At 57.8% G+C, this 26,333-nt stretch carries 30 protein-coding genes; 3 read left to right on the top strand and 27 right to left on the bottom strand.

The window, feature by feature from the left end:
* Window positions 1-6 precede the first annotated feature (6 nt).
* The 3 genes from AC2FF7_RS03065 to AC2FF7_RS03055 form a co-directional block, all read right to left on the bottom strand.
* Window positions 7-1,566: a trimethylamine methyltransferase family protein gene (locus AC2FF7_RS03065; RefSeq protein WP_170352636.1), complete on the bottom strand. Its 1,560-nt coding sequence runs from the start codon at window positions 1,564-1,566 to the stop codon at window positions 7-9.
* A gap of 121 nt (window positions 1,567-1,687) precedes the next feature.
* Entirely contained in the window at window positions 1,688-2,380 is a 693-nt protein-coding gene (locus AC2FF7_RS03060; RefSeq protein ID WP_480869365.1) for an HAD family hydrolase, read from the bottom strand.
* Between the two features lie 23 nt (window positions 2,381-2,403).
* Window positions 2,404-2,688 carry a DUF3572 domain-containing protein gene (locus AC2FF7_RS03055; protein ID WP_480869291.1) on the bottom strand — a complete coding sequence of 95 codons (285 nt, stop codon included), beginning with the start codon at window positions 2,686-2,688 and terminating at the stop codon, window positions 2,404-2,406.
* Between the two features lie 87 nt (window positions 2,689-2,775).
* Here AC2FF7_RS03055 and AC2FF7_RS03050 point away from each other — a divergent pair, with 87 nt between their 5' ends.
* Window positions 2,776-4,164 carry a diguanylate cyclase gene (locus AC2FF7_RS03050; RefSeq protein WP_480869293.1) on the top strand — a complete coding sequence of 463 codons (1,389 nt, stop codon included), beginning with the start codon at window positions 2,776-2,778 and terminating at the stop codon, window positions 4,162-4,164.
* Between the two features lie 4 nt (window positions 4,165-4,168).
* On the opposite strand, the gene AC2FF7_RS03045 is transcribed toward AC2FF7_RS03050, so the two are convergent.
* The 4 genes from AC2FF7_RS03045 to AC2FF7_RS03030 are packed head-to-tail and all read right to left on the bottom strand — an operon-like array spanning window position 4,169 to window position 6,067.
* Window positions 4,169-4,642 carry a periplasmic heavy metal sensor gene (locus AC2FF7_RS03045; RefSeq protein WP_170352634.1) on the bottom strand — a complete coding sequence of 158 codons (474 nt, stop codon included), beginning with the start codon at window positions 4,640-4,642 and terminating at the stop codon, window positions 4,169-4,171.
* On the bottom strand, window positions 4,639-4,992 hold the full coding sequence (locus tag AC2FF7_RS03040) for a hypothetical protein (RefSeq protein ID WP_234899558.1): 354 nt from the start codon (window positions 4,990-4,992) through the stop codon (window positions 4,639-4,641). Before AC2FF7_RS03040 ends, AC2FF7_RS03045 begins: the two co-directional genes overlap by 4 nt.
* Window positions 4,973-5,593, bottom strand: coding sequence for an RNA polymerase sigma factor (locus tag AC2FF7_RS03035; protein ID WP_480869296.1), 621 nt, complete (start codon window positions 5,591-5,593; stop codon window positions 4,973-4,975). The genes AC2FF7_RS03040 and AC2FF7_RS03035 overlap by 20 nt, the downstream gene beginning before the upstream one ends.
* 6 nt (window positions 5,594-5,599) lie before the next feature.
* Window positions 5,600-6,067 (bottom strand): EF-hand domain-containing protein, encoded by a 468-nt coding sequence (locus AC2FF7_RS03030; protein WP_480869297.1) that lies wholly within the window; start codon window positions 6,065-6,067, stop codon window positions 5,600-5,602.
* Window positions 6,068-6,256: 189 nt separating this feature from the next.
* On the opposite strand from AC2FF7_RS03030, the gene AC2FF7_RS03025 reads away from it, so the two are divergent.
* Together AC2FF7_RS03025 and AC2FF7_RS03020 are read left to right on the top strand one after the other, a co-directional pair.
* On the top strand, window positions 6,257-6,652 hold the full coding sequence (locus AC2FF7_RS03025) for a DUF983 domain-containing protein (protein ID WP_170352630.1): 396 nt from the start codon (window positions 6,257-6,259) through the stop codon (window positions 6,650-6,652).
* A 28-nt stretch (window positions 6,653-6,680) separates the two neighbouring features.
* Window positions 6,681-7,382, top strand: a complete 702-nt coding sequence (locus AC2FF7_RS03020) for an NUDIX hydrolase (RefSeq protein ID WP_480869299.1) — start codon at window positions 6,681-6,683, stop codon at window positions 7,380-7,382.
* An 8-nt stretch (window positions 7,383-7,390) separates the two neighbouring features.
* On the opposite strand, the gene AC2FF7_RS03015 is transcribed toward AC2FF7_RS03020, so the two are convergent.
* The 20 genes from AC2FF7_RS03015 to AC2FF7_RS02920 form a co-directional block, all read right to left on the bottom strand.
* Window positions 7,391-9,058 (bottom strand): ribonuclease J, encoded by a 1,668-nt coding sequence (locus tag AC2FF7_RS03015; protein WP_480869301.1) that lies wholly within the window; start codon window positions 9,056-9,058, stop codon window positions 7,391-7,393.
* Window positions 9,055-9,834, bottom strand: coding sequence for a type III pantothenate kinase (locus AC2FF7_RS03010; protein ID WP_170352627.1), 780 nt, complete (start codon window positions 9,832-9,834; stop codon window positions 9,055-9,057). Before AC2FF7_RS03010 ends, AC2FF7_RS03015 begins: the two co-directional genes overlap by 4 nt.
* 11 nt (window positions 9,835-9,845) lie before the next feature.
* Window positions 9,846-10,595 carry a biotin--[acetyl-CoA-carboxylase] ligase gene (locus AC2FF7_RS03005; RefSeq protein WP_496905176.1) on the bottom strand — a complete coding sequence of 250 codons (750 nt, stop codon included), beginning with the start codon at window positions 10,593-10,595 and terminating at the stop codon, window positions 9,846-9,848.
* A 54-nt stretch (window positions 10,596-10,649) separates the two neighbouring features.
* A complete protein-coding gene (gene nuoN, locus AC2FF7_RS03000; RefSeq protein WP_480869305.1) occupies window positions 10,650-12,092 on the bottom strand; it encodes an NADH-quinone oxidoreductase subunit NuoN in 1,443 nt (480 codons plus the stop codon).
* A gap of 13 nt (window positions 12,093-12,105) precedes the next feature.
* The gene (locus tag AC2FF7_RS02995) at window positions 12,106-13,650 is read right to left on the bottom strand and encodes an NADH-quinone oxidoreductase subunit M (RefSeq protein WP_170352624.1); all 1,545 of its coding nucleotides are present in this window, start codon (window positions 13,648-13,650) and stop codon (window positions 12,106-12,108) included.
* Window positions 13,650-15,791 carry an NADH-quinone oxidoreductase subunit L gene (gene nuoL, locus AC2FF7_RS02990; RefSeq protein WP_480869307.1) on the bottom strand — a complete coding sequence of 714 codons (2,142 nt, stop codon included), beginning with the start codon at window positions 15,789-15,791 and terminating at the stop codon, window positions 13,650-13,652. Before nuoL ends, AC2FF7_RS02995 begins: the two co-directional genes overlap by 1 nt.
* Before the next feature lie 7 nt (window positions 15,792-15,798).
* A complete protein-coding gene (nuoK, locus tag AC2FF7_RS02985; RefSeq protein WP_005984024.1) occupies window positions 15,799-16,104 on the bottom strand; it encodes an NADH-quinone oxidoreductase subunit NuoK in 306 nt (101 codons plus the stop codon).
* Between the two features lie 123 nt (window positions 16,105-16,227).
* Window positions 16,228-16,830, bottom strand: a complete 603-nt coding sequence (locus AC2FF7_RS02980; RefSeq protein ID WP_170752153.1) for an NADH-quinone oxidoreductase subunit J — start codon at window positions 16,828-16,830, stop codon at window positions 16,228-16,230.
* Window positions 16,827-17,237, bottom strand: coding sequence for a carboxymuconolactone decarboxylase family protein (locus AC2FF7_RS02975; protein ID WP_170752155.1), 411 nt, complete (start codon window positions 17,235-17,237; stop codon window positions 16,827-16,829). The genes AC2FF7_RS02980 and AC2FF7_RS02975 overlap by 4 nt, the downstream gene beginning before the upstream one ends.
* Window positions 17,234-17,728, bottom strand: coding sequence for an NADH-quinone oxidoreductase subunit NuoI (gene nuoI / locus AC2FF7_RS02970; RefSeq protein WP_039524264.1), 495 nt, complete (start codon window positions 17,726-17,728; stop codon window positions 17,234-17,236). Before nuoI ends, AC2FF7_RS02975 begins: the two co-directional genes overlap by 4 nt.
* Before the next feature lies 1 nt (window position 17,729).
* Complete coding sequence (gene nuoH, locus AC2FF7_RS02965; protein WP_170352620.1) at window positions 17,730-18,767, bottom strand: NADH-quinone oxidoreductase subunit NuoH; 1,038 nt, start codon at window positions 18,765-18,767, stop codon at window positions 17,730-17,732.
* Window positions 18,768-18,971: 204 nt separating this feature from the next.
* Window positions 18,972-20,993 (bottom strand): NADH-quinone oxidoreductase subunit NuoG, encoded by a 2,022-nt coding sequence (gene nuoG / locus AC2FF7_RS02960; protein WP_170352619.1) that lies wholly within the window; start codon window positions 20,991-20,993, stop codon window positions 18,972-18,974.
* 5 nt (window positions 20,994-20,998) lie between these two features.
* The gene (locus AC2FF7_RS02955; protein ID WP_496905175.1) at window positions 20,999-21,403 is read right to left on the bottom strand and encodes a DUF5333 domain-containing protein; all 405 of its coding nucleotides are present in this window, start codon (window positions 21,401-21,403) and stop codon (window positions 20,999-21,001) included.
* Between the two features lie 98 nt (window positions 21,404-21,501).
* On the bottom strand, window positions 21,502-21,873 hold the full coding sequence (locus AC2FF7_RS02950) for a hypothetical protein (protein ID WP_480869312.1): 372 nt from the start codon (window positions 21,871-21,873) through the stop codon (window positions 21,502-21,504).
* Window positions 21,874-21,887: 14 nt separating this feature from the next.
* Window positions 21,888-22,304: an MAPEG family protein gene (locus AC2FF7_RS02945; RefSeq protein WP_496905174.1), complete on the bottom strand. Its 417-nt coding sequence runs from the start codon at window positions 22,302-22,304 to the stop codon at window positions 21,888-21,890.
* A gap of 6 nt (window positions 22,305-22,310) precedes the next feature.
* Complete coding sequence (gene nuoF, locus AC2FF7_RS02940; RefSeq protein WP_496905173.1) at window positions 22,311-23,609, bottom strand: NADH-quinone oxidoreductase subunit NuoF; 1,299 nt, start codon at window positions 23,607-23,609, stop codon at window positions 22,311-22,313.
* Window positions 23,610-23,621: 12 nt separating this feature from the next.
* Window positions 23,622-23,843 carry a DUF5337 domain-containing protein gene (locus tag AC2FF7_RS02935; protein ID WP_170752163.1) on the bottom strand — a complete coding sequence of 74 codons (222 nt, stop codon included), beginning with the start codon at window positions 23,841-23,843 and terminating at the stop codon, window positions 23,622-23,624.
* Window positions 23,844-23,874: 31 nt separating this feature from the next.
* Window positions 23,875-24,987, bottom strand: coding sequence for an NADH-quinone oxidoreductase subunit NuoE (gene nuoE, locus AC2FF7_RS02930; RefSeq protein ID WP_496905172.1), 1,113 nt, complete (start codon window positions 24,985-24,987; stop codon window positions 23,875-23,877).
* Complete coding sequence (locus tag AC2FF7_RS02925) at window positions 24,987-26,210, bottom strand: NADH-quinone oxidoreductase subunit D (RefSeq protein ID WP_496905171.1); 1,224 nt, start codon at window positions 26,208-26,210, stop codon at window positions 24,987-24,989. Before AC2FF7_RS02925 ends, nuoE begins: the two co-directional genes overlap by 1 nt.
* Entirely contained in the window at window positions 26,210-26,332 is a 123-nt protein-coding gene (locus AC2FF7_RS02920; protein ID WP_257599041.1) for a hypothetical protein, read from the bottom strand. Before AC2FF7_RS02920 ends, AC2FF7_RS02925 begins: the two co-directional genes overlap by 1 nt.
* Window position 26,333 lies beyond the last annotated feature (1 nt).

Raw genomic sequence — 26,333 nt, 5'->3', positions numbered from 1 at the left:
TTTGCACTAAAAATCAGTCGGAGCACCTCCTTCGGCTTTACGGCGCTCGACAAAGTCTGCAAGTTCTTCGCGAATGCCCTCATCTATTGCCGGGGGCTCAAAACTGGTAATGATTTCCTTGAACATGTGATGGGCCCGTTCAGCGGTCCAGATTCCGCCCGCAACGTCCCAGCCTTCATAATTCTTCCAGTCACTCAGAAACGGTTGGTAGAACGCTGTGGTATAGCGATCCTGAGTGTGCTGAATGCCAAAGAAATGACCGTCATTCCCGACCGCACGGATCGCGTCCAAAGCAATCTCATCCGGTCCCGTCGCCGTGATCTCGGGCTGCATATAGCGTTGGATTTGCTGTAAAATTTCGCAATCCATGATAAACTTTTCGGGGCTGGCGATCAGCCCCCCTTCCAGCCACCCGGCCGCGTGATAAACCATATTCGTCCCCGATTGCACAGCCGCCCAAAGCGAGTTCGAGGTTTCCCAAACCGACTGACCGTCGGGTACGTTGGCCGCGCAGACCCCAGATGACCGCATGGGTAGGCCATAAAACCGCGCCATTTGCCCGGTCATCTGCGTCGAACGCATGTACTCGGGCGTTCCAAACGCGGGCGCACCGGATTTCATGTCTACATTCGATGTGAACGTCCCGATCACGCAGGGTATGCCCGGCCGGACGTACTGGAACAGAGCAATCGCACACAGAGCCTCGGCCAGCGATTGCGCCACCGCACCCGCCATTGTTACCGGGGCCATCGCTCCGGCCAGCGTGAAGGGAGTTACAACAATCGCTTGCCCACGTCGCGCCAGCCTCAAACACCCGTCGATCATCGGGTGGTCATGTTTTAGCGGCGAGGTCGAGTTGATGTTGGTGTACATCCGGGGTTCTGCCTCGAATTCTTCGTGGCTGTGCCCACCAGCGATCCGCACCATTTCCATGACGTCTTCGACACGTTCCTTACCCAGCGAATACGCGTGCATCGCTTTGTCAGTGAGGGTCAACTTGTCATAGAGTACATCTAGATGCCGGACACTTGCGTGGATATCAACGGGCTCGACCGGGTATCCGCCTGCGAAATGAATACAGTTGAAATACTGAGTCAGTTTCAGCAGATTACGGCACATTTCACGGTTCCCCGGAACCTTGGTACCGATCTCCATATCCCAATAATTCGGAGGCGATGACACATTACCAAACAACAGGTTGCGACCACCGATTTCGATCCGGCGATCCGGATTGCGCGGCGTGATCGTGAAAGATGATGGTGCCTTGCCCACCATCTCCATAACAAAATCCCGCCCCATACGGACGTTATCCCCTTCGATGGTGCAACCGGCCTTACGCAGGATATCGATAGCTTCTTCATTGTAGAATTCGACACCAATCTCTTCGAGAATGCGCATTGCGCCCTCGTGGATCGCTTGAATTCCCGCCTCGTCCAGAGGCTCGGTCGGCTTGTCGATATTGATCGGTGGGCTCCACGGCATCTGGTCAATAACCGCGCTGCCCCTGCGTTCGGCTGCTCCTGCCCGCCCGCCACTGCGACGTTTGCGTGTTTTCGCCTCTGCCATTGAATCCTCCGCGAGCTTGTCTTTTGTCAAGCAAGCCTCGAAGCAAGGCATGTGGCCGCTCTGTCTGCGACACCTCTTGTCGGTTTTGAGGTCCGATGCGCCGATTCTGGAGCTTAGGCGATCAGTTTCGTGTCAACCATTCCGGTATGTGGCCGATATTTGGTAAGACGACATCCGCCATTGGCTGCAGAACTTCAGCCGGAGCCAAGCCCGTCAGCACACCGATCGTCGTCATACCCGCTGCCCGGCCCGCCTGAAGATCATGGAGGCTGTCACCAACCATAGCGACGCGTTCAGGCGGAAGATTCACATGCGCGGCAAAGGCCAGCAACTGGCCCGGACCCGGCTTGAACCCATGGCCGCTGTCATAACCAGCAACAAAATCGAAATGATCCCGAATACCGGCTGATGCCAAATGCTCCAGCGCTGGCGCTTCGCCGTCATTTGTTGCAACACCCAGCTTAAGTCCCGCCTCCCGCAACCCGTCGAGAAATGGGGTCAACGGCACAGCTTGCGCCTGTGGGGCCGAGGCGGATTCTGCGTTCAACAGGTCGATCAGGGCGTCTCGTGGCATCTCCGCCAAGTGTGGTGCCAACGTCTCGGCCACTTCTTCGACTGTTCCCGCAATCACGATGCTGTCTTCCGAGTATGTGACTCGATCCAGATCGAAGCCAATCACACGACCCAGCACCCTTGCCCTGTCATGATCCCCATCGGTCAGGCGCAGCAACATATTGCGCCCGAAAGCACCCCAGGTATCGGCAAAGTCGAACAGAGTTCCGTCCTTGTCGAACAGAAGCGCGTCTATCGGCATCTCAAGCTCCAGAAGTGTTTTCATCAAGTCCAATGCATGTCTGCCGCCCCGGACAAAACCGCACGCGCCTGTCCGGGAAGATCATAAGGCACAGAATTGGCGTCACAGAATTCCACAACCCACGAATCGTCAAGCATGAGGAATTCAAGAATCGAGCCAAGGAACTCCGGCTCTGCAGCTCTATCACGCAGATCCTGAGCTGAAGCGCCAGTTGACCCAAGAAAAACAGGCAACAATTCCTCATTTCCCGCAAGCCAAGCCAGAACATTCAGCGCCAGCGTTTCGGCAGATTGAGCAGAGATTGGCATAAAGAGACCCCGGAATTGATCTTGGAAAGGGTTTGTTAACCAGACTCATAAACACTTTGACAACGCATGCAATCAACGGTGACAGATATGTCCGTGCAGGGAACTATCCTTGTCCTCGACAGGACCTCGACCAATCGCATCATGCTGAAGGTTCAGTTGACCGCAGCATGGTACCACGTCGTTCAAGGTGAAAAACTGGAAGGGCTGGCTGGGCTTTTACGGCGAACACGGCCTGATCTGGTTCTCACGGCCCAGACTCTGCCGGATGGAACAGCAACTGATGTCAAACAGCTTCTCGCGGCTGATCCGGACTTAGCCGATGTCCCTGTTGTTGCGATAGCGGCGCAAAACGACAAAGCCGCCCGGCTGAAAGCCCTTTCGGAGGGGCTGGACGACGTGCTGGTGCATCCCTTTAAGGATTCGCTTCTGCTGGCACAGGTCCGCAGCCTGTTGCGCGCTCGTGCTGAAACACAGGATCTGAAGCTAACTACAAACGTTCAACCATTGGGTTTCGCCGAGCCCGCAGTAAATCTGATCGCGCCACCCAAACCGTCGCGCGTGGCCGTTTTGGCCAGAACCGCGCGATCGGGTGCCGCGTGGCGAAATTTGCTTGCGGATCAGACAGGACATAACGTCTCCGCGCACACTTCTTCGAACCTGCAGGGCGTTTTATCAGGGCCGGTCCCGGACGCAATTGTAATAGAAGTCGGCACAACACTGGCGGGGCTCAATGTTCTGGCGGATCTGAAGTCCCGAGCGGCCACACGTCGCACAGTATTGATCGCGGTACTTGACCGCAATAACGCGACGCTCGCCGCCGAAGCACTCGACCGGGGGGCTGACGCGGTTTGCATGGGAGGCTTCTGTGTCGAGGAGGTTAGGCAGCGACTGACCAACAGGCTTGCCCGCAAAACCCAGATGGATCAGATGCGCGCATCGCTTCACAGGGGAATTGCGGAATCTTGGATTGATCCTCTGACCGGTCTGCACAACCGCCGATACGCCATGCGGGCTATGGATCAGATCGCGCGCAAGTCGTTACAGCTGGGTCAGGGTTTTGCCGTTATGCTGGCTGATCTAGACCATTTCAAATCCATTAATGACCAGTATGGCCACGCTGGCGGGGATATCGTTCTGACCGAGGCGGGAACCCGGATGGAACGTGCAATCGGATCCGATGGTTTTGTCGCGCGGATTGGTGGCGAAGAATTCATGATCGGGCTACCTCATGCCACTGAAACGAGGGCGGTCAATGTTGCGCGATCACTGTGTAATTGCATCAGACAAAAACCGTTCTCGCTACCGGACAATACAGAACCCGTTCCAGTCACTATCAGTATCGGTCTAATCACAACCCAGCCCACCCCATTTCAAACTGAGCCACTAGATGAGCTGATCAAGTCCGCCGATACGGCGCTTTATGCTGCCAAAAAGGCAGGGCGCAACCAAGTCAGGGTCAGACAATGCGCGGCCTGAGGCACTAATTCTTCCTCTTCTTGCCATGAGGACCATGACGCACAACCTCGTCCAGGCGGTCGGCGTAAAGCGCGCGTTCCGCGTCAGTCATGTCGGTGACCTGCTCTAGCCATTGACCTTGCAAGTTTGACTGCAATTCCGCCAAAGACTGTGACTGCTGCAACAAGATATCTTGCACCGTCTTGGGGTCAAAAGGGACTTCCCTCAAAGCAGCACTGAGGATCTCGAAATTCCGGACCCGATCCTTCGAACCGGCTTTATGGCGCGCTGAGAGTTGCCCACGCAGTGCCTTTCGATCCTCTTTCGGCAAGGCCCGGTACAGCGCCGATCCAAATCCCGGAGGCGCCTTGGCGTGATCTCCGCCCTTGACCCGCAGCACAGTTCCTACGGCGACACCAACCACAAGAAGGTTGAACCCCAAAGATACGGCCAACAAAACCTTCACCCATCTGCGTTTTGGTTTAGGATTGTCGCTCATTCCGCGCCCTCCAGAAATGAAGTGTCCAAATCGGCCAGAGCAAGCCCGGCTTCTTGCTGGTAGATATAGGTCGCAGGGTCCGGCAAAAAGTCGGGCGCAGCAAAGCCGATCCAAACGCCGGCCGCGCTGGCCGCCACCAAACCACCAAAGCTGTGCCAGCCGCCGATACCATCTAACACCCTAGCCCAATAAGAACGTCGGGGCCTGTCAGCAGCTTTGATCTGATTTAGGCGTACCTGCTCTGCATCTGTCAGGATACGAACCGTCAGATCATCAGAAAGCAAAGGCCGGTTCTCACGGGCCGTCGCAAACATCTCGTCCAGATTTTTTTCATCTTCGGTCATCGTCATACCCCAATTCCTCGCGACGCCCTGCCAGAATCCCGGCCAAGGCCCGCTTGCCACGTGCGGTCAGGCTTTCAACCGCTTCTACCGAAATCCCCATGACACCGGCGATCTCGGGGTTTGGCAGCTCTTCTATGTGCCGCAAAATAACTGCCTGACGTTGCCGTTCGGGCAGCTGCTCCAGTGCCAGCTGAAGCGCATCCTTGCGGGCTTCGTCCTGCATACGGTCCGCTACACTCGGACTGCCATCTTCTGGCTCGGGCACGTCAGCAAGCCGGTCAGGTTTGTTCTTGCGCATGTGATCAACGCACAGGTTCATCGTCACGCGATACAACCACGTCGACACTTTCGCCTGCCCCGATACCCAATCCGGCGCAACTTTCCACAGCCGCATCATTGCATCTTGGGTAACATCTTCGGCCTCGGCCCGATTGCCCAGCATGCGCATGGCGACCGACAAACACCGCGGCCCCAAACGGTCCGTCAAAATACGAGCAGCTGCGGCATCACCCTGTGCGAAAAGGCCCAGCAACGTATCGTCGCTGGGCATATCCGCAGCACGCGACTGGCTGCGGATGGAAGTGGATGAGGACGTCAGAGCCTCCATCCTGCATCAGCTGTCGTCAGTGTCCGACTTTGCCCGCTTTTTGTGATGGCGGCCCATCTTGTCCTTCGCATCGGCAAATTCCTGTTCCGAGATCGCCCCGTCGCTATCCGCGTCTATTCGATCAAACATCTTGTCAGCGCGGCGTGGTTTCGGCAACTCGTCCTGACTCAGAGACCCGTCCTGATTGGCGTCATGCTTCTCGAACATCTTGGTCACACGGTCATTGACCCTTTTCTGGCCAGCGGCCTGCATCTCTTCAATGGTCAACTGCCCATCTCCGTTCGTATCCGCATCAGTAAAGCGTTTGCTGCGATGGGCCAGCATTTCTTCCTTCGTCACCTGGCCATCGCTGTTGGCATCCAGTTCCTGGAAAGTCACAGGTTCGCGATCACGCGGCCCTGCGGCCAGTACAGAGGTGCCCGTGACGGCCACAGCCGCGATCAGGACTACCGGGATGAATTTGGCGCTTTTCATATCGTTTTCCTTTGTTTTCGCGGCCCTTTTGCCGCTGCTTACATGGGTTCAAACGATGCGGCGCCCGGGTTCCGTCGCGAAACTTTTAAAATTCCCAGAAAAAAACAGCGATGCAAAGCGACGCACCCCCCTTTTAAGTTGCACAAAAGATGCGCAATCTCCGCTTTATTCAAACCCGCGAGTATCGAAATGACAGATCAAACGATAAACACTCTGCCCGAAGCGGAACGTGCCACCAAGCCAGCGTTGCTCAAAGGTTTTCGCGGTCGTTGCCCAAAATGCGGCGAAGGCAAACTGTTGAAAGGGTATCTGACGGTAAACGACAGCTGCTCGAATTGCGGGCAAGAACTGTTTCATCATCGCGCCGATGACGGGCCAGCATACCTGACAATCCTACTTGTGGGTCACCTTCTGGCCCCCGCCCTGCACGTAACGTATGTCGAATTCCGCCCAGAACCGCTGACCATGTTTCTGATCTTCGCAATCGGGTGCACCGCGTTGTCCTTGTTCCTTTTACCTCGCTTAAAAGGGGCCGTTGTGGCCTATCAGTGGGCACGTCGGATGCACGGGTTCGAGAACGCGTAATGCTTGTTTCCAACGAATTGACCCGCATATGATTCAGGACAAGACCGCAATCCGCAACGCGGCCACGGTTATTGTTCTGCGCGACCGCAAGACCGCCCCGTCGATCCTGATGGGTCAACGGGGGGCCAAGGCCGCTTTTATGCCCAACAAATTTGTCTTTCCCGGCGGAGCTGTTGACCCCGAGGATGCCGACATACCGCTGGCAAGCGAGTTGCCACCTGTGTGTTTTGATCGGCTAGGTGAACGCTCGGAACTTGGGTTGCAAGGTGCCCTTGCGGCGGCGGCAATTCGCGAACTTTGGGAAGAAACAGGTCTGGTCTTGGGCCAGCCGGGTAATTGGCCTGAACCCGCGCCATCGGATTGGCGCGGATTTGCCGAGCTGGGGTTTCGACCTTCGGCTGAGGCTTTGCAGTTCGTCTTTCGCGCGGTGACCCCACCCGGTCGCCCGCGCAGGTTTGATGCCCGTTTCTTTCTTGTTGATGCGTCGGCGATATGCGGGGACTTGGACGATTTCAGCCGCGCCTCGGATGAGTTGTCGCATCTGCAATGGATCCCACTCGACCGCGCGCGCGAGTTCGACCTTCCCTTTATCACCGAAGTCGTCCTGGCTGAAATCGCGGCACGGGTTTTGGATCCGGCGCCGCCCAGCTCGGTCCCCTTCCTGTTGAATCAGGAAGAGGAAAGTCTGTTCTTGAAACTCAAAGGCTATCCGATGCCTCTGACCGACTGAGGTCGGGCTTATTTCATCCGGCTGATAACAGTCGTGACTTCGGGTTTTTTACCAATCTCAGCTTTTGCGGTCTGACGCACGATGCGGCGCATGGCTTCTTCCAGCTTGTCATCATCACGCAGAGTCTTGGTATCCGCGCGCATCAGGAATTGGTTCAGATCTTCTTCCAGAACTTCAACCAACCCGGCACGAGACGATCCCATTTCGGGCAAGCCCATCGTGTCGCACCACGGCTCGCCCAGCGGCTCGTCTTCTTCGTCCAGAATAACCGTTACCGTCACGTGGCCATTCAGCGCCATGCGGATACGGTCACGAACAACACCGTCCAGCGCGCCGACCTTGACAGTGCCGTCCAGATAAGTCCGACCCGTCTCGACATAGTCCACCACTTTCGGTGCGTTGCCGGTCAGATCCAACATCGTGCCATTAACAGCCAGAATTCCGGTGCGCCCTCCAGCCTCGGCCAGCTTAGCATGCTCGCGCAGGTGGCGATGCTCACCATGCATTGGGATCACGATCTGCGGGTTGATCAGTGCATGTACCCTCTCAAGATCGGGACGGTTGGCATGACCCGACACGTGATACAGACCCGAGCTGTCATCGACAACATCCACACCTTTTTCGCTAAGCTGGTTGATGATGAAGATCACGCCCCGCTCGTTGCCCGGAATGGTTTTCGACGAAAACAGGAACAGATCGCCCTCTTTCAGTTCCAGACCGCGATACTTGCCACGTGCAAGCTGCGCGCTGGCGGCACGGCGTTCGCCTTGGCTGCCAGTCACGATCAACATCAGGTTTTGGCGTGGAACGTCCACCGCCTCTTCTGCACTGATGACTTTGGGGAAGTCCGACAGGATACCCGTTTCGGTCGCAGCCTCAATCATGCGGCGCATCGCGCGACCCAGCAACACGACCGAGCGTCCGGCCCGCTGCCCCGCCTCGGCCAAGGTTTTCACCCGCGCAACGTTGGACGCGAAGGTGGTTGCAACAACCATCCCCTCGGCGCTTTCAACCAGCTTGGTGATCTCGGGGCCAACCTCGGATTCCGATCGTCCGTCATGGGGCGAGAATACATTGGTGCTGTCACAAACCAGCGCCTTGACGCCCGGTTTGGCAATCTCGGCCCACAAATCGGCGTCGAAAGGCTCGCCCACCACCGGGTTGGTGTCCAGCTTGAAGTCACCCGAATGTACAATCCGTCCCGCTGGCGTATCTATTACCAACGCCGCACTTTCCGGGATCGAATGCGAGACCGGCAGGAAACCTACCGAGAACGGCCCCACCTGAACCTGCTCGGGCCAGGGCGAAACCGTTTGAACCGCATCCTCGGGATGGCCATGCTCTTCCATTTTCCGGCGTGCGATATTGGCAGTGAAAGCACGCGCATAAACCGGGGCGCCCAAAGCCTCGTAGCAATGGGCCACAGCACCGACGTGATCCTCGTGCGCGTGGGTCACAAAAACCGCTTCCAGCCGGTCGGCCCGCTCTTGCAGCCAAGAGATATCGGCATGGATCAGATCGACACCCGGCGTCGTATCCATATCCGGAAAGGTCACGCCAAGATCGACTAGGATCAACCTTTCCTGCCCGGGCTTTCCATAGCCGTAGACATAGGCGTTCATGCCGATTTCACCTGCACCGCCCAGCGGCAGATAGATCAGTCGTTCACTGCTCATGTTGAGCCATTTTCCTTGTTATAGCGATGGATCACGGTCAGTCCGTGCATCGTCAGATCATCTTCGATCGCGTCAAACCCTACATCCGCCTGATCAAACAGCGGGGCAAGCCCCCCGGTTCCGACAACCTTCATCGGATGGCCGTACTCGGCCTTGATCCGCGCAATCAGTCCTTCGATCAAGCCGGAATACCCCCAGTACACGCCGGATTGAATGCAGCCAACTGTATTCGTACCAATGACTTTGTCGGGGCGCGTGATATCAATATGCGGTAGAGCCGCAGCACCTTGGTGAAGCGCCTCAAGGCTGAGGTTCACACCCGGCGCAATAATACCCCCAACGTAGGCACCATCCGAGGCCACAACATCGAAATTGGTGGCAGTCCCGAAGTCGACCACCACAACGTCTCCGCCATGCCTGTCGAAGGCCCCAACCGCATTGGCCAGCCTGTCCGGTCCAGGAATAGTGCCCTCATCAATGCGCGGGGCCACCGGCAAAAGGCATTCAGGTTTGCCAACGACCAACGGGCGGCAACCAAAGAACCGGTCCGCGAAAATACGAAGGTTGAACACCACGCGCGGCACGGTCGAGGCGATCACCACATCGGTGATGTCCGCCTCGATCCCGTAGTGTTTCACTAATGTCGAATACCATGTGAAATAGGCATCTGCCGTGCGGGAATGATGGGTCGAGGTTCGCAACGTGCACAGAAACTGCTTACCATCCCAGATCGAAAAAACAGTGTTTGTGTTGCCGCAATCAATAGCCAAAAGCATTTGCGTTCCTCTCAGAAATACACGTCGGCGGCTGGGATCGCGACCCGGCCTTTGGCGGTGTTTAGGACAAGGTTACCGCTGGCGTCCACCGTTTCAAAAGTGCCCATCGTTTCGGACGTCGCTGTTTTGGCTGTAATCACTTCGCCCAAACGCGCGGCCCGATCCAACCATGCCGTACGGATCGGCTCGAACCCATAGGTCACGAGCTGCGTCTCATAGCGAGCAAACGCGGCGGCCAACTCTGTTAGGAAATCCTCGGGCATGACGTCTGCGCCGGTCTCGGACAAAAGCGAAACGGGTCGGACCGCACCCTCCTCCAGCGCGTCGGTTGGTGGGGACTGAGACAGATTGACCCCGATCCCAATCGCCAAGTGAGACAGGTCGCGCCCTTGGCCCGTACTCTCCAGCAATATCCCCGCAAGTTTTCCGCCGTTCAGCAGCACATCATTTGGCCATTTCAAAGACAGCCCATCGGACCGCCCCGAGACAGCAACACAGGCATCAAACAGAGCGAGGGCTGCAACAAAGCTCCGCAACGCTGCTTGTTCGGGATTACCACTTGGTCGCATCAATAAAGTGGCAGCCAGGTTTCCAACCGGATTGGCCCATGCACGTCCCCGACGTCCACGCGCCGCAGTTTGGTTATAGGCCATGATCCACACTGGCCCCACCGCCGTTGGTGCGATGCGCGAAGCTTCGTTCAACGTACTGTCAACCGTTTGCAACACATGCAAACCGTAACCTTGTGGCCAATCCGTCATGGTAAAAAGGCCCGGTCCAACGACCGAGCCCCTCTGATTTGTGTGATTTCAGGGTTAATTGACAAGCGTCGCCGCCGCAGCAGCTGCCGCGCCTTCAACACCAAATTGATAGAAGATTCCCACCAGCATCAAAGCAGCCGACCCCATCAGGGCGACCCACAGAACAGGCGTCGACCGCGTTTCAATCGGGTCTTCGTTTTCTTCGCCGAAATACATGTAGAACACGATCCGCAGGTAATAGAACGCACCGATGACCGATGCGATGGCCGACACGATCACCAGACCCGTCAGGCCCGCGCTCACACCGGCCTGCCAAACGCCAAACTTGGCGAAGAAACCCAGCATCGGCGGTACGCCCGCAAGGCTGAACATCAGGATCAGAACCGCAAGCGCCTTGCCCGGGTCACGTTTGGAATACTGCCGCAGCGCGTCAATATCCGTGACGGGCTTGCCGTCCCGCTCCATCATCAGGATGAACGCAAAGGTGCCGATATTCATGGTCACATAGATCGCCAGATACATCAGCATCGCCTTGACGCCCATTTCCGTACCCGCCGCCAGACCGATCAGCGCATAGCCCATATGCGCAATCGACGAAAATGCCATCAGTCGCTTGATGTCACGCTGCCCGATCGCAGCCACTGCACCCAACAGCATCGACAAGACCGAGAGCAGAACGATCACCTGCTGCCAGTCCTTGATCACGCCGCCGAACGCGTCATGCAGCAGCCGCGCAAATAGCGCCATCGCCGCCACTTTCGGCGCGGTAGCGAAGAAAGCGGTGATTGGTGTCGGTGAGCCTTCGTATACGTCCGGCGTCCACATGTGGAACGGCACGGCTGACACTTTGAAGGCCAGCCCCGAGATCAGGAAGATCAGGCCAAACAGCAGTCCGACCGAGACGTCTCCGTGATGGACCGTCTGGATGATGCCCGAGAACAGCGTGGTGCCCGTGAAGCCATATACAAGCGACGCACCGTACAGCAACAAGCCCGAGCTTAGCGCGCCCAGAACGAAATACTTCAGACCAGCCTCGGTGGATTTTGCACTGTCGCGGCGCAGAGCGGCCACGACGTACAGCGCCAGCGATTGCAGCTCCAACCCCATATACAGGGACATCAGATCACCGGCGCTGACCATCATCATCATACCCACGGCGGCAAGTGCCACCAGCAAGGGGTATTCGAACCGCAACAGCCCGCGACGCGACATGTAATCCTGGCTCATCAACAGAACGGCTGCCGCAGATAGCAGGATCGCTACCTTGGCAAAGCGCGAGAACCCGTCATCGACGAACATGCCATTGAAGGCCACGTTGGTGCCGTCGCCATTGGTGGCGATCCAAATCGCCAGCAGCGCCATCAGGCCCGAGGTCGCCCAGACCAGAACCGGGGCCAGCCCGTCTTTTGTGGTGTAGACAGCCCCGATCAGCGCCGCCATCGCATATACGGCCAGAACGATCTCTGGCAGGATGATTGTCAGATCAGCTTGGATCATCTCCGAAGCTCCCTTAATGCGAAGCGGCTGTCTGGATCACGGCCTCAGCCGCGGCCAGAGCCGTGTCATAGTTCGAAATCAGTGCGGCGGTCGAGTCGCCGATCACATCGGTTACCAGCGACGGATAGACACCCAGCAGGATGGTCATCACGATCAGCGGTGCAAAGATCAGCCGCTCGCGCGAGCTCATGTCCGTCATCGCCTTGAGGCTTTCCTTGATCAGATCGCCAAAGACCACTCGACGGTATAGCCACAGCGCATACCCGGCCGAGAAGATCACCCCGGTCGCAGCCACCGCCGTTACCCATGTGTTGACCTGGAAGGCTCCCATCAAGGTCAGGAATTCGCCGATAAAGCCCGAGGTGCCAGGCAGACCGACATTCGCCATGGTGAACAGCATGAAGACCAGCGCATAAGCGGGCATCCGGATCACCAAGCCGCCATATGCGTCAATGTCACGGGTGTGCATCCGGTCATAGATCACGCCGACACACAGGAACAACGCCGCCGAGATGAACCCGTGGCTGATCATCTGGAAGATCGCGCCATCAATCCCCTGCTGGTTCGCCGCAAAAATCCCCATGGTCACAAAACCCATATGCGCGACCGAAGAATAGGCGATCAGCTTTTTCATATCCTCCTGCACCAGCGCCACCAGCGAGGTGTAGACAACCGCAATCGCCGACATCCACAGCACCAGATCGGTCATCACCGCCGAGCCCACTGGGAACATCGGCAAGCTGAACCGTAGGAAGCCATAGCCGCCCATCTTCAGCAGAATCGCCGCCAGAACGACCGAGCCCGCCGTCGGGGCCTGCACGTGCGCGTCTGGCAACCAGGTATGCACCGGCCACATTGGCATTTTCACCGCGAAAGATGCAAAGAACGCCAGGAACATCAGCGTCTGCATTCCGCCGACAATATAGACACCCATCACGCTGAAGCTTTCAGACGAGAACTGATGGCTCATCAGTGCTTCGATATCCGTGGTGCCTGCATCCGCGTACATGGCAACCATCGCCACCAGCATCAGCACCGAGCCGAGGAAGGTATAGAGGAAGAATTTGAAGCTGGCATAGATGCGGTTCGCCCCGCCCCAGATGCCGATGATCAGGAACATCGGGATCAGACCGGCCTCGAAGAACAGGTAGAACAGCACCAGATCCAGTGCCATGAACACGCCCAGCATCAGCGTTTCCAGCAGCAGGAAGGCGATCATGTATTCCTTGACCCGGTCGGTCACATTCCAGCTGGCCAGAATGGTCAGCGGCATGATGAAAGTGGTCAGCAGCACGAACAACACGCTGATGCCGTCCACGCCCATCTTGTATTTCAGGCCCAGCAGCCACTCACCCTCTTCCACCATCTGAAAGCCGGTGTTCGAGGGGTCAAAGCCTGTATAGATGCCAATCGAGACAAGGAACGTCACCGTGGTCGCCACCAGCGCGACCCATTTCGCGTTGCGCTGCGCGGCGTCGTCATCTCCGTGCAGGAACAGGGCCAGAATGGCCGCTGCCACAGCGGGGATGAAAGTAACGATCGAGAGGATATTATCCATTAGTGTGCGCCTCCGCCGATCGACATCCAGGTGACAAGGGCTGCAATCCCCAAGACCATCCAGAAGGCATAAGTAAAGATGTAGCCCGTCTGCGCCTTGCCTGCGAGGCGGGTGAAGAAGGGAACAACGCCCATGGCGATCCCGTTCAGGAAGCCGTCAATGGTGTTGCCATCTCCGCGTTTCCACAGGAACCGTCCAAGCGCCACGGTGGGTTTGACGAAGATCACATTGTAGATTTCGTCAAAGTACCACTTGTTCAGCAGGAACAGGTACAGCGGCCGCTGGTTCGCTGCCAGACGTCCTGGCAGAGACGGGTTCACGATGTAGAACCAATAGGCCATCGCAAAGCCCAGCAGCATCGCAACAAAGGGTGAAAACTTGACCCACTTAGGCGCCGCATGCGCATCGTCCAGCACATGGTTGTCCGGCGCCATATACAGCGCGCCCTCGCCCGGCTCACCTGCGAAAACATAGTGATGATCGCCATGAGCATCCTTTTCACCATGACCGTCATCCGCGTGGTCATCGCCGTGGCTATCATCTGCGTGGCTATCATCGCCATGCGCGTCGGCTTTGCCGTGATCACCGGCCTCGGCATGTTCCGACGCCTCAGCCACCGGGATGCCATAGAACTTGCCGACCTTGTCCGCGTGGCCGAAGAAATTGCCGTACCAAATCATGCCCGCAAAGACCGCGCCCAGCGAGAGAACGCCCAGCGGCACCAGCATGACCATCGGGCTTTCATGCGCATGGTCATGCGTATGTTTGTCGCCGCGCGGCGTGCCGTAGAAGGTCAGGAAGATCAGACGCCAGCTGTAGAAGGACGTAAACGCCGCCGCTACGACCAGCAGCCAGAAGCCATAGGAAGACCCACCGGCATAGGCGCTCTCGATGATCGCATCCTTCGACAGGAAACCAGCGAAACCGAAGGTCGTCAGCGGAATGCCCACACCGGTGATGGCCAGTGTGCCAATCATCATCGCCCAGAACGTATAGGGGATCTTTTTGCGCAATCCACCATACTCGGTCATCTCTTGTTCGTGATGCATAGCGTGGATCACCGACCCTGCCCCAAGGAACAACAGCGCCTTGAAGAAGGCGTGTGTGAACAGGTGGAACATCGCCGCCGAATACATGCCGACACCTGCGGCCACAAACATGTAGCCCAGCTGCGAACAGGTCGAATAGGCGATGACGCGCTTGATGTCGGTCTGAACCAGACCCACAGTCGCCGCAAAAAACGCGGTCGAAGCTCCCAGCACGGTGATGAATCCGGTCGCACCCGGCGCGAACTCCATAAGCGGCGACATACGGCATACAAGGAACACACCCGCCGTCACCATGGTCGCGGCGTGGATCAGGGCCGACACAGGCGTCGGGCCTTCCATCGCGTCGGGCAACCATGTGTGCAGGATCAACTGCGCCGATTTCCCCATCGCGCCGATAAACAACAGCACGCAGATGACCTCAACAGCGGTCCATTCGCCCCACAGGAAGTGCAGCTTCTCTTCGGCCAAGGCGGGCGCCGAGGCGAAAATGTCCGAGAAGTTGATGCTGTCGGTCAGCAAGAACAGCGCGAAAATCCCCAGCGCAAAGCCAAAGTCGCCGACACGGTTCACGATAAACGCTTTCATCGCCGCCTCATTGGCCGATGGCTTGCGATAATAAAACCCGATCAGCAAGTAGGATGCGACGCCCACGCCTTCCCAGCCAAAGAACATCTGCACCAGATTGTCCGCCGTCACCAGCATCAGCATCGCGAAGGTAAAGAAGGACAGATAGGCGAAGAAACGCGGCTTATAGCTCTCGCCCTCGCGCCATTGCGGGTCGTGATCCATGTAGCCGAAGGAATAGAGGTGCACGAGCGCCGAAACCGTCGTCACCACGATCAGCATGATCGCGGTCAGACGGTCCAGACGGATGGCCCAGCTTGTCGACAACGATCCGCTCTCGATCCAGCGCATAATCTCGATCTGTTGCGTCACCCCGTCGAAGGCAAAGAACACGATCCACGACAGCAGACAGGCCAGAAACAGCAGGCCCGTTGCGGTCCACATGGCGGCTTTCTCACCAATGAACCGCCAGCCGAAACCGCAGATCAACGCGCCCACCAGCGGGGCAAAGAGGATGGTGGTTTCCATAGTTCTCTTAGCCCTTCATCATATTGACGTCTTCAACCGCGATGGTGCCACGGTTGCGGAAGAAGCAGACCAGAATGGCCAGACCAATCGCCGCCTCGGCGGCCGCAACTGTCAGGACAAACAGCGTAAACACCTGTCCGACCAGATCGCCCAGGAAACTGGAAAACGCCACGAGGTTGATATTCACCGCCAAAAGCATCAACTCGATGCTCATCAGCAGGATGATGACGTTCTTGCGGTTCAGGAAGAGACCGAAGATGCCGATGACGAACAGCGTCGCCGCCACAGTCAGGTAATGTTCAAGTCCGATCATTTTCTTTCGGTCCCATTCGTTTCCTGTTTTTCGCGGCCCTATACCCGATCCAACCAAGTACAACAGGCACCGCAATTAGTATTTTTAGCAGCCGGTACTCCATTGGAAGTACCAGCGGCAATGTCACAACCCCTGCCCCGGTTTCACGTCCTTCAGCTCCATCGCCTTGGCCGGGTCGCGCATCATTTGGCCGATGATGTCCTGACGTTTGATGTCCTGACGGTGGCGAAGGGTCAGTACGATGGCGCCAATCATAGCCACCAGCAGGATCAGACCCGCCAGTTGAAACAGAAGGAAGTATTGGTCGTAAAGGATGACACCCAGCGCCTCGGTGTTGTGGCGGTCGGTCGGAACCGGTTGGGCCAGATTGGCCTCAACGCCTTGCGCGCTGTCCCATGCACCGAACGCCATGACGAACTGCATCAGGATGACCAGACCGATCAGCAATGCCAGCGGCATATAACGCGCCATCTCGGCCTTAAGCTCGGCAAAGTCGACGTCCAGCATCATCACCACGAACAGGAACAACACCGCGACCGCGCCCACATAGACGATGATCAGCAGCATCGCCACGAACTCGGCCCCCAGCAGCACGAACAGCCCCGCCGAGGACAGGAAGGACAGTATCAGCCAAAGCACTGAGTGCACCGGCTGGCGGCTGATCACCGTGAACAGGCCGCCGGTGATGGCGCTGATGGCAAACAAATAGAAGGCAAAGACGGTCATTGATCCTCATCCTTGTTGTCGTCCATGACCTCTTGCGCCAGATCAAGCGCACGGGTCATGGCCGGGATGCCAGCAAACACCGACATCTGACCGATCGTTTCCACGATCTCTTGTTTTCTGGCCCCGGCTTCCAGAGCGTGACGCACGGTTTGACGCACCGCGGTATCGGCCTGCGCGCCCTGACAGGTCAGCCCGGCCAGCGTCAGCAACAGGCGGGTTTTGGCGTCCAGTCCGTCCTTGTTGACGGTGTTGCCGAACATCATCTCCATGATCTCTTTTGGCATGGTCGGCCAAAGCGCCTCGAACCCTTTGGGCGAGAAGTTCTCCATCGCCGGGTTCATCGCCTTGGCCATGTCCTGAGCCTGACGCATCATCAGCTCGAACGGATTTGTCGGCGTGTCATTCATCGGTACGGCGCATCCATTTCCAGATTGCGGGCGATCTCGGCTTCCCAGCGTTCGCCGTTGTCGAGCAGTTTTTCCTTGTCGTAGAACAGCTCTTCGCGGGTTTCCGTGGCGAATTCGAAATTCGGACCTTCGACGATGGCATCGACCGGGCAGGCCTCCTGGCAGAAGCCGCAATAGATACACTTGGTCATGTCGATATCATACCGCGTGGTGCGGCGGCTGCCGTCTTCGCGCGGTTCGGCGTCGATGGTGATGGCCTGGGCCGGGCAGATCGCCTCGCACAGTTTACAGGCGATGCAGCGTTCCTCGCCGTTTGGATAACGGCGCAGGGCGTGTTCGCCACGAAAACGAGGGGACAGCGGTCCCTTTTCATGCGGGTAATTCACGGTGGCCTTCGGGGCAAAGAAGTACTTCAGACCCAGTTTCATCCCGACCCAGAAGTCCTGCAGCAGAAAGTACTTAGCGGCACGGGTATAGTCGATTTGGGTCATATCAGCCTCCTACGCTCCAACGGGCGAACGCGCCCCAGAACCAGTCGAATTTCGCCGCAAAGGCCACGAAAACCACCCATACCAGCGAGAATGGCAGGAACACCTTCCACCCCAGACGCATCAGCTGGTCGTAGCGGTAGCGGGGCGTGATCGCCTTGACCATCGCGAAGAGGAAGAAGAAGAACGCCATCTTGGCGACCATCCACAAAACGCCATCCGGCAGGCCGGGGATTGGCGAAAGCCAGCCACCAAAGAACAGCAGAGAGATCAACGCGCACATCAGGAAGATGGCGATGTATTCCCCTGCCATGAACAGCAGGAAGGGCGTGGCCGAGTACTCGACCTGATAGCCTGCGACCAGTTCCGATTCCGCCTCGGGCAGGTCAAAGGGTGGTCGGTTGGTTTCGGCCAACGCCGAGATGAAGAACAGGAACACCATCGGGAAATGCGGCAGCCAGTACCAGCTAAAGAAGCCAAACCGACCGTCCTGTGCCTCGACGATGTTTCCAAAATTCATCGACCCGGTCGAGATGATCACGCCGATGATGATCAGGCCCAACGAGACCTCGTACGAAATCATCTGCGCGGCAGACCGCAGTGACCCAAGGAATGGGTACTTTGAGTTCGACGCCCAACCGCCCATAATCACGCCATAAACTTCCAACGACGATACAGCAAAGACATAAAGGATCGCCACGTTCAGGTCGGACAGAACCCAGCCATCGTTGAACGGGATCACCGCCCAGGCGATCATCGCAAGCACGAAGGATGTCAGCGGCGCCAGCATAAAGACCGTGCGGTCGGCACCTGCCGGAATAACAACCTCTTTCACCACGTATTTCAGCGCATCCGCCACCGATTGCAGCAAGCCATAGACACCCACCACGTTGGGCCCCCGGCGCATCTGGACCGCCGCCCAAATCTTGCGGTCGCCATAGACGAGGAACAACAGAGAGATCATCACAAAGGCAACGACTGCAAGCACTTGCGCCAGAATGATGATGGCTATTCCGCCTGGGGTGTTAAAGAATTCAGCCATTGGTCCTCACACCGTGGGTATTCCGTTTTACGCGCGCGATACGAAGGCCAGATGCCTGCGCATTTAGCGGCTGGGTCGGCGCGTTGGTGTAAACAGCATCTGTCGCCATTGCGCCACCCTTAATCTTGAGTTTCACACACAAATCAGGCGCGGCGTACTGCCACCCGGCAGTCGCCTTACCTTGCGATATGAAACAGTTCTGGTTCATTCCGCTGCAATCTTCTCGGATTTAAGAGCCAGCGCCTGCGCCGAGAGCTCGGCCATCAACTGCGACGCCCGGGCAATCGGGTTGGTCAGATAGAAATCCTTGACGGCATAGCGGAAGGTTGCCTTGCCTAGTGGACCTGCATCCAACACCTGAGCTTCGTTCTCGATCACCTCATCAACGCGAGCCAGATGTGGAACCGCCTCGATCAGAGTGGTGCGCAATTGCGCCAGCGAGTCGAAAGGCAATGTGGCACCCAGCTCGGCCGAGAGCGCACGCAGGATCGCCCAGTTTTCCTTGGCCTCACCGGGCGCAAAGCCAGCACGCATGGCCAGTTGCGGGCGACCTTCGGTGTTGACGAACAGGCCGTTTTCCTCGGTGTAGGCCGCGCCAGGCAGGATCACGTCGGCACGGTGTGCACCCCGATCTCCGTGGCTGCCCTGATAGATGACAAAGGCACCCTCACCAATCTCGACCTCATCCGCGCCCAGATTGTAGATCACGTCTGCAGCGCTGACTGCGTCCATGCCGCTGTCGTTCGTCGCGTCCACGTCCATTGCGCCGACACGCGATGCTGCGGTGTGCAGAACGATCAGGCCGCTTTCGGTGTTGGCGGCAATGGCTTGCGCTGCGGCCAGAACGGCGGCCCCGTCAGCCTCTTGCAGCGCACCCTGACCAACGATCACCAGTGACGGCTTGCCCTTGATCTCATCATCACCGCCCATATCCACGGCAGCCTGCAGGGCGGCGCGGTCGTCACCCATATGATGGTAGGGATACGTCAGTTCCGCAGCGGGCCCGACCAGGGCCACTTCGGCCCCATGCGCCCACGCTTTACGAATACGCGCGTTCAGAACCGGCGCTTCGTCGCGCGGGTTGGTGCCGATCAGCAAAATGCGTTCCGCCGAGTCGATATCTTCGATCGCGGCGGTGCCGGCATAAGCCCCACGATTGCCCGCAGGCAACTTAGCACCGTCGGTACGGCATTCGACAACACCGCCCTGCCCCTCGATCATCTGTTTCAGGGCAAACGCAGCCTCAACCGGGGCCAGATCTCCCACGATACCGGCGGGTTTCTCGGCTCCTTTCAGCGCTTCGGCAGCTTTGGTCAAAGCCTCGGGCCAGGTCGCCGGGCGCAATTTGCCATTCTCGCGCACGTAAGGCTTGTCAAGACGCTGGCGACGCAGCCCATCCCAGACAAACCGCGTCTTGTCGCTGATCCATTCCTCGTTCACGCCATCATGGTTGCGCGGAAGGAACCGCATCACTTCGCGTCCCTTGGTGTCTACGCGAATGTTCGAGCCCAGAGCATCCATGACATCGACGCTTTCGGTCTTGGTCAATTCCCACGGACGGGCGGTAAAGGCGTAAGGCTTCGAGGTCAGCGCCCCAACCGGGCACAAATCGATGATGTTCCCCTGCAGATTCGATTGCAGAGTCTCGTTTAGATACGAGGTGATCTCGGCATCTTCACCGCGCCCGGTCTGGCCCATCTGGGTGATCCCGGCGACCTCGGTAGTGAAGCGCACACAGCGCGTGCAGCTGATGCAGCGCGTCATCGCGGTGCCGACCAATGGCCCCAAATCCAGATCATCAACCGCGCGTTTGGCTTCCTTGAAGCGAGAGCCCGAAACACCGTAGGCCATCGCCTGATCCTGCAGATCACATTCGCCACCCTGATCGCAGATGGGGCAATCCAGCGGGTGATTGATCAGCAGGAACTCCATCACCCCTTCGCGGGCCTTCTTAACCATGGGCGAGTTCGTCTTGACCACCGGCGCCTGACCTTCCGGCCCAGGACGCAGGTCGCGCACCTGCATCGCGCAGGACGCCGCCGGTTTCGGCGGTCCCCCGACGACTTCGACCAGACACATCCGGCAGTTTCCGGCAATAGAAAGACGCTCGTGGTAGCAGAAACGCGGGACCTCGACCCCGGCCTCTTCACAAGCTTGGATCAGGGTCATCGAGCCATCAACTTCGATTTCCTGCCCATCGATATTCACTTTGCGGAGGTCAGACATGGCTTTCAGTTCGCCCTCAAATACACGCCAATGGCGCTGTTTCTATCGATTTCCTTCTTGCCCAACGAGCAAAAGGAAGTGGGGTTGTCGTACGATACGCCATTGGCGGCCAGATACGCTTCGCCTTTGGCGCGCATACGGTCCTTTTCGGCGTCCGAGTCCACATAGGCCCGGATTTCCGTGTCCGAATACCCCAGTTTGTTCGCTTTGGACCTAAGGTCCCACATCACACCAATCGCCTTCAGACGGCGCCCGCTGATCGACGGGCAGAGTTCCGAAATCTCGTTTGCGATCGCGATGTAATAGAGTTCGTCGTCAATCTCTTTGACTTCGCGCAAAGGCGGTTTCGCCTCAGCCAGGGCAGGAATGCCCAATACTGCGAAAAACGTCAGAGCTTTTAGGACTTGCATGACATATCCTTTCGTCTTGGTTCCACCAAGACGACCTGCGGGCTGGACGTTATGCAATAACGCCTGCAACAACCCAGCATGATATGTCTGCATCTGCATCATGGACGGCGACACCGCCCTGCAAAGGTCAATTTATCGTCTACCACGCGCAACTTTTCAGGCTCGGTGTCCGGACCAACAGCCCAGTCGATACGAGATGACCCAAAACTGGTGATACAGAACTTTGTTCCTTCAAAGCGCCCTGCCTCGCGGGCCCCGTCCAAGGAAGCAGAGACGCCGTTGACCACCACTGTGAATTCTGTAGGTGACCTTTTCTTGTCGACCGGCTTCACCTTGGTGCGGAAATACTGGCCATCAAACCTAACCTGATCCGAAGATGGGGTTATCAGTCCACAGGCCGAGACCGCAAATAACGCCCCAAGGGCGACCGACCGGACTATGCCTGCCCCAAAGGTCTTGTTCCGAAGCATCCGACTTGCCACCATCAGAATGCCGCCACCAGTGCAATGATGCCCATTACGACCATGCAAGCCCAGCCAATCACGTAGAGAACGGACCTTAAGCCACTGTTTGGGCGACCAAGTCCACGAATATGGACAAACAGCATTACCAGCCGCGCAACCAAGGCAAGCGAAGCCAGCAGGTTTACCCAGAATGGATTGGCACCCATCAGAATAGCGGCAAACGTTACGGCGGCATAGGCTGGCAGTGTTTCGGTCCCATTCAGATAGGCACGGTTCAGACGATACGCCTTATCCGAGTAGTCCTGTTCAGGCGTTGCACCGGGCGCAAGTCCTTTGCCCTGCTTTGCCAGGGCTGTGAACGGAGCCATAAACAGCACGACCAGGGTGAAAATCACCACCGATGCAACAGCATGACCGTATTCTGCAAAGGTCTCCATCAAAAGTTACTCCGCCGCCATCGCGCCGGTGCGACCGGATTTCTGCGCCTTGATACGGTCCTCAATCTCTTCGCGGAAGTTGCGGATAAGGCCCTGGATAGGCCAAGCAGCCGCGTCGCCCAAGGCGCAGATTGTGTGACCTTCGACCTGTTTGGTCACATCGAACAGCATGTCGATCTCTTCCAGATCGGCCTCGCCGCGCACCAGACGGTCCATGACGCGCATCATCCAGCCAGTACCTTCGCGGCAAGGCGTACACTGGCCACAGCTTTCGTGCTTGTAGAACTTCGACAGCCGCCAAATCGCCTTGATGATATCAGTGGACTTGTCCATCACGATCACCGCAGCCGTCCCAAGCCCCGAGCCCAGATCGTTGCGCAGGTAATCAAAATCCATGATTGCGTCGCGCATATTATCGCCGCGCACACACGGAACTGACGAGCCGCCCGGAATCACCGCCAGCAAATTGTCCCAGCCGCCGCGAATACCGCCGCAATGGGTCTCGATCAGCTCTTCGAACGAGATCGACATCGCCTCTTCGACGACGCAGGGGTTGTTCACATGGCCCGAGATCGCAAACAGCTTGGTGCCTGAATTGTTCTGGCGACCAAAGCCCGCAAACCAATCTGCGCCCCGGCGCAGGATCGTCGGCACAACGGCGATCGATTCCACATTGTTCACGGTCGTCGGGCAGCCATAGAGGCCAGCGCCCGCCGGGAACGGAGGCTTCATCCGGGGCATGCCCTTCTTGCCCTCAAGGCTCTCGATCAGGGCGGTTTCCTCGCCGCAGATATAGGCCCCGGCACCGTGATGCAGGAACAGGTCGAAATCCCAGCCCGAGCCTGCCGCGTTCTTGCCCAACAGGCCCGCATCATATGCTTCGTCAATCGCTGCCTGCAGGGCCTCACGCTCACGAATGTATTCGCCGCGCAGGTAGATGTAGCAAGTATGCGCATTCATCGCGAAAGACGCGATCAGGCAACCCTCGATCAGCGTGTGCGGATCATGGCGCATGATCTCTCGGTCTTTGCAAGTACCGGGTTCGGATTCGTCGGCGTTCACAACCAGATAAGCCGGGCGACCGTCGCTTTCCTTGGGCATGAACGACCATTTCAAACCGGTCGGAAAGCCCGCCCCGCCGCGACCTCGCAGGCCCGAGTCCTTCATCGTCTGGATGATCCAGTCGCGGCCCTTTTCGATCAGGCCAGCCGTGCCGTCCCAATGCCCGCGCGCCTGTGCGCCCCGCAATGTGCGCTCATGCATCCCGTAGATGTTGGTAAAGATCCGGTCCTGATCCTTCAGCATCGCGTGTTACCTTCAGCTGTCCTGACGCATACGCCAGAGTTGAAATATGTTGACGCCCGCATAGATGAAACCCGCCAGAGCGGCGAAATCAAACAGCAGCGCATACCGAGCGGTCAAACCCAGCGCGGGACCGATGAACAGGTTCATGGCAAGCCAAATCACCATCGTCACCGCAATGACAATGCCGATATGTCGGCCCTTTCGGGCTATGGCCAGTTCCTTGTCCTTATCCATCTTACCCTGATGCCCGACTGGGCACCGTCATCTAGTCTTCGTATGTGCCATCTTCCTTGGCACGTTTGGCAAATTCTGTCTCTTGGCCCGAGGCCAAACTTTTCGCCTGTTCAATCCAGCCGTCGCGTTCGATCCGGCCTTTGAACTTCAGCCGCGCATCGACCCAGGCCATATGTTCGGGTGTCCAGCCTGCGATCTGGTCGTAGTGATAGAAGCCCAGCCCGTTCAGCGTTTCTTCTAACTTCGGTCCGACCCCTTTGAGCAGCTTGAGGTCATCTGCCTTGCCACCGCGCGGGTCGGTCAATGTCTCGGGTTGTTCCTCGCCAACTGTCTCTGCCTTGGCCTTCGCCTCTTCAGCCTGCTTCGCGGCAGGTTTCGACGTCGCACGCTCCTTCGGAGGTTTCGGGGCCGTTTTGGTTGCCGCCGCCTTGCCATCCTTACCCAGCCAAGGGGTCAGGATGGGCACTTCGGTTCCGTCGATGCGTTTGACAGTGTCCCCCAGATCAGAAGCCAGTTCGACACTCGCATTGTATTTAGGCTTGCCCGCCTCATACTCGGTCAAGCTGCTTAAACCGCTCAACGGTTCCGCCGCATAACGCCCGTTCTGCGGGCCCGGAGTCGGAACCTTGCCCGCCACCAGATCATCGATGATCTTGCCAAAGTTCTCGGCGGTCAGGTCTTCATAATAGTCCTTGCCGATCTGCGCCATCGGCGCGTTGGTGCAAGAGCCGAGGCATTCCACCTCTTCCCAACTCAGCTTACCATCTGCGGACAAAACGTGCGGCTTGGCGGCGATCTTGTCCTTGCAGACAGCGATCAAGTCCTCGGCCCCGCAGATCATGCAAGAGGTTGTGCCGCATACCTGAATATGTGCCACCGATCCAACAGGTTGCAGCTGGAACATGAAGTAGAACGAGGCGACCTCAAGAACGCGAATATAAGCCATGCCCAGCATGTCGGCGACGGATTCGATCGCCGGACGGGACAGCCACCCCTCCTGCTCTTGCGCGCGCCAAAGTAACGGGATAACCGCGCTGGCCTGACGACCTTCGGGGTATTTGGTGATCTGTGCTTCCGCCCATTGCTGGTTGGCAGCCGTGAAGGCGAAAGCATCGGGTTGTTCGGGGTGAAGACGGCGGAGCATTAGCGGTCAATCTCTCCAAATACGACATCCATGGTGCCGATGATGGCGGCGACGTCGGCCAGTTGGTGTCCTCCGGCGACGTGATCCATGGCTTGCAGGTGCAGGAAGCCCGGCGCGCGCAGTTTGGCGCGGTAGGGTTTGTTGGTGCCGTCGGCGACCAGATAGACGCCGAACTCACCCTTGGGGGCTTCGACGGCGGCGTAAACCTCGCCCGCAGGGACGTGGAAGCCTTCGGTATACAGTTTGAAGTGATGGATCAGGCTTTCCATCGAGGTCTTCATGTCCGAGCGTTTCGGCGGGGTGATCTTGCCGCGCGCCAGCACGTCACCCGGGCATTCGCGGATTTTGGCGATGGCTTGGCGGATGATCAGCAGTGACTGACGCATCTCTTCCATTCGCACCAGATAGCGGTCATAGCAGTCGCCGTTCTTGCCGACGGGGATCTGAAAATCGAACTCGTCATAGCATTCATAGGGCTGCGCGCGGCGCAAATCCCAGGCCAGACCCGATCCGCGCACCATCACGCCGGAGAAGCCGTATTTCTGAATGTCATCCTCAGTCACAACGCCAATATCGGCGTTGCGCTGTTTAAAGATGCGGTTTTCGGTCAACAGGCCGTCGATGTCGTCCAGAACGGCGGGGAATTCGTGACTCCACGCCTCGATATCATCCAGCAGTTCGGGCGGCAGGTCCTGATGGACACCTCCGGGGCGGAAATAGGCCGAGTGCAGGCGGGCTCCGCAAGCACGCTCATAAAACACCATCAGCTTTTCGCGTTCCTCAAAACCCCAGAGCGGCGGCGTCAGTGCGCCCACGTCCATCGCCTGCGTGGTCACGTTCAGCAAGTGGTTCAGGATGCGCCCGATCTCGGAATACAGAACCCGGATCAGCGAGCCACGGCGCGGCACCTCAACCCCGGTCAGTTTTTCAATGGCCAGACACCAGGCATGTTCCTGGTTCATAGGTGCCACGTAATCCAGACGGTCGAAATACGGCAGGTTCTGCAGATACGTCCGGCTTTCCATCAGCTTCTCAGTACCACGGTGCAGCAGACCGATATGCGGGTCGCAACGCTCGACAATCTCGCCGTCAAGCTCAAGAACCAGACGCAAAACTCCGTGCGCCGCAGGGTGTTGCGGGCCGAAGTTAATGTTAAAGTTGCGGATCTTCTGTTCTCCGCTCAGCGCGTCTGTGCTGCCGTCATCGTATCTTGAGCCGTCCATCAACGCCCTCGTTTCTTCTTTGCTTCGGCCCGAACCCGGACCTTTTCGGCCTCAGCCGCCTTGGCTGCGGCCCCTGCAAGCAAGACGCCCAAAGCGCCCAAAATGATCAATTCGCCCATCATG

The sequence above is a fragment of the Ruegeria sp. YTSC325 genome, from assembly GCF_059609525.1.
Note: the sequence above shows the minus strand (reverse complement) of the source record. Positions and strands in the feature narration are given on the sequence as shown.

Coding starts and splice junctions, on each gene's coding strand:
- AC2FF7_RS03065 (WP_170352636.1), bottom strand. CDS start 1,566: ATGGCAGAGGCGAAAACACGCAAACGTCGCAGTGGCGGGCGGGCAGGA.
- AC2FF7_RS03060 (WP_480869365.1), bottom strand. CDS start 2,380: ATGCCGATAGACGCGCTTCTGTTCGACAAGGACGGAACTCTGTTCGAC.
- AC2FF7_RS03055 (WP_480869291.1), bottom strand. CDS start 2,688: ATGCCAATCTCTGCTCAATCTGCCGAAACGCTGGCGCTGAATGTTCTG.
- AC2FF7_RS03050 (WP_480869293.1), top strand. CDS start 2,776: ATGTCCGTGCAGGGAACTATCCTTGTCCTCGACAGGACCTCGACCAAT.
- AC2FF7_RS03045 (WP_170352634.1), bottom strand. CDS start 4,642: ATGAGCGACAATCCTAAACCAAAACGCAGATGGGTGAAGGTTTTGTTG.
- AC2FF7_RS03040 (WP_234899558.1), bottom strand. CDS start 4,992: ATGACGATGACCGAAGATGAAAAAAATCTGGACGAGATGTTTGCGACG.
- AC2FF7_RS03035 (WP_480869296.1), bottom strand. CDS start 5,593: ATGGAGGCTCTGACGTCCTCATCCACTTCCATCCGCAGCCAGTCGCGT.
- AC2FF7_RS03030 (WP_480869297.1), bottom strand. CDS start 6,067: ATGAAAAGCGCCAAATTCATCCCGGTAGTCCTGATCGCGGCTGTGGCC.
- AC2FF7_RS03025 (WP_170352630.1), top strand. CDS start 6,257: ATGACAGATCAAACGATAAACACTCTGCCCGAAGCGGAACGTGCCACC.
- AC2FF7_RS03020 (WP_480869299.1), top strand. CDS start 6,681: ATGATTCAGGACAAGACCGCAATCCGCAACGCGGCCACGGTTATTGTT.
- AC2FF7_RS03015 (WP_480869301.1), bottom strand. CDS start 9,058: ATGAGCAGTGAACGACTGATCTATCTGCCGCTGGGCGGTGCAGGTGAA.
- AC2FF7_RS03010 (WP_170352627.1), bottom strand. CDS start 9,834: ATGCTTTTGGCTATTGATTGCGGCAACACAAACACTGTTTTTTCGATC.
- AC2FF7_RS03005 (WP_496905176.1), bottom strand. CDS start 10,595: ATGACGGATTGGCCACAAGGTTACGGTTTGCATGTGTTGCAAACGGTT.
- nuoN (WP_480869305.1), bottom strand. CDS start 12,092: ATGATCCAAGCTGATCTGACAATCATCCTGCCAGAGATCGTTCTGGCC.
- AC2FF7_RS02995 (WP_170352624.1), bottom strand. CDS start 13,650: ATGGATAATATCCTCTCGATCGTTACTTTCATCCCCGCTGTGGCAGCG.
- nuoL (WP_480869307.1), bottom strand. CDS start 15,791: ATGGAAACCACCATCCTCTTTGCCCCGCTGGTGGGCGCGTTGATCTGC.
- nuoK (WP_005984024.1), bottom strand. CDS start 16,104: ATGATCGGACTTGAACATTACCTGACTGTGGCGGCGACGCTGTTCGTC.
- AC2FF7_RS02980 (WP_170752153.1), bottom strand. CDS start 16,830: ATGACCGTCTTTGCCTTCTATTTGTTTGCCATCAGCGCCATCACCGGC.
- AC2FF7_RS02975 (WP_170752155.1), bottom strand. CDS start 17,237: ATGAATGACACGCCGACAAATCCGTTCGAGCTGATGATGCGTCAGGCT.
- nuoI (WP_039524264.1), bottom strand. CDS start 17,728: ATGACCCAAATCGACTATACCCGTGCCGCTAAGTACTTTCTGCTGCAG.
- nuoH (WP_170352620.1), bottom strand. CDS start 18,767: ATGGCTGAATTCTTTAACACCCCAGGCGGAATAGCCATCATCATTCTG.
- nuoG (WP_170352619.1), bottom strand. CDS start 20,993: ATGTCTGACCTCCGCAAAGTGAATATCGATGGGCAGGAAATCGAAGTT.
- AC2FF7_RS02955 (WP_496905175.1), bottom strand. CDS start 21,403: ATGCAAGTCCTAAAAGCTCTGACGTTTTTCGCAGTATTGGGCATTCCT.
- AC2FF7_RS02950 (WP_480869312.1), bottom strand. CDS start 21,873: ATGCTTCGGAACAAGACCTTTGGGGCAGGCATAGTCCGGTCGGTCGCC.
- AC2FF7_RS02945 (WP_496905174.1), bottom strand. CDS start 22,304: ATGGAGACCTTTGCAGAATACGGTCATGCTGTTGCATCGGTGGTGATT.
- nuoF (WP_496905173.1), bottom strand. CDS start 23,609: ATGCTGAAGGATCAGGACCGGATCTTTACCAACATCTACGGGATGCAT.
- AC2FF7_RS02935 (WP_170752163.1), bottom strand. CDS start 23,843: ATGGATAAGGACAAGGAACTGGCCATAGCCCGAAAGGGCCGACATATC.
- nuoE (WP_496905172.1), bottom strand. CDS start 24,987: ATGCTCCGCCGTCTTCACCCCGAACAACCCGATGCTTTCGCCTTCACG.
- AC2FF7_RS02925 (WP_496905171.1), bottom strand. CDS start 26,210: ATGGACGGCTCAAGATACGATGACGGCAGCACAGACGCGCTGAGCGGA.
- AC2FF7_RS02920 (WP_257599041.1), bottom strand. CDS start 26,332: ATGATGGGCGAATTGATCATTTTGGGCGCTTTGGGCGTCTTGCTTGCA.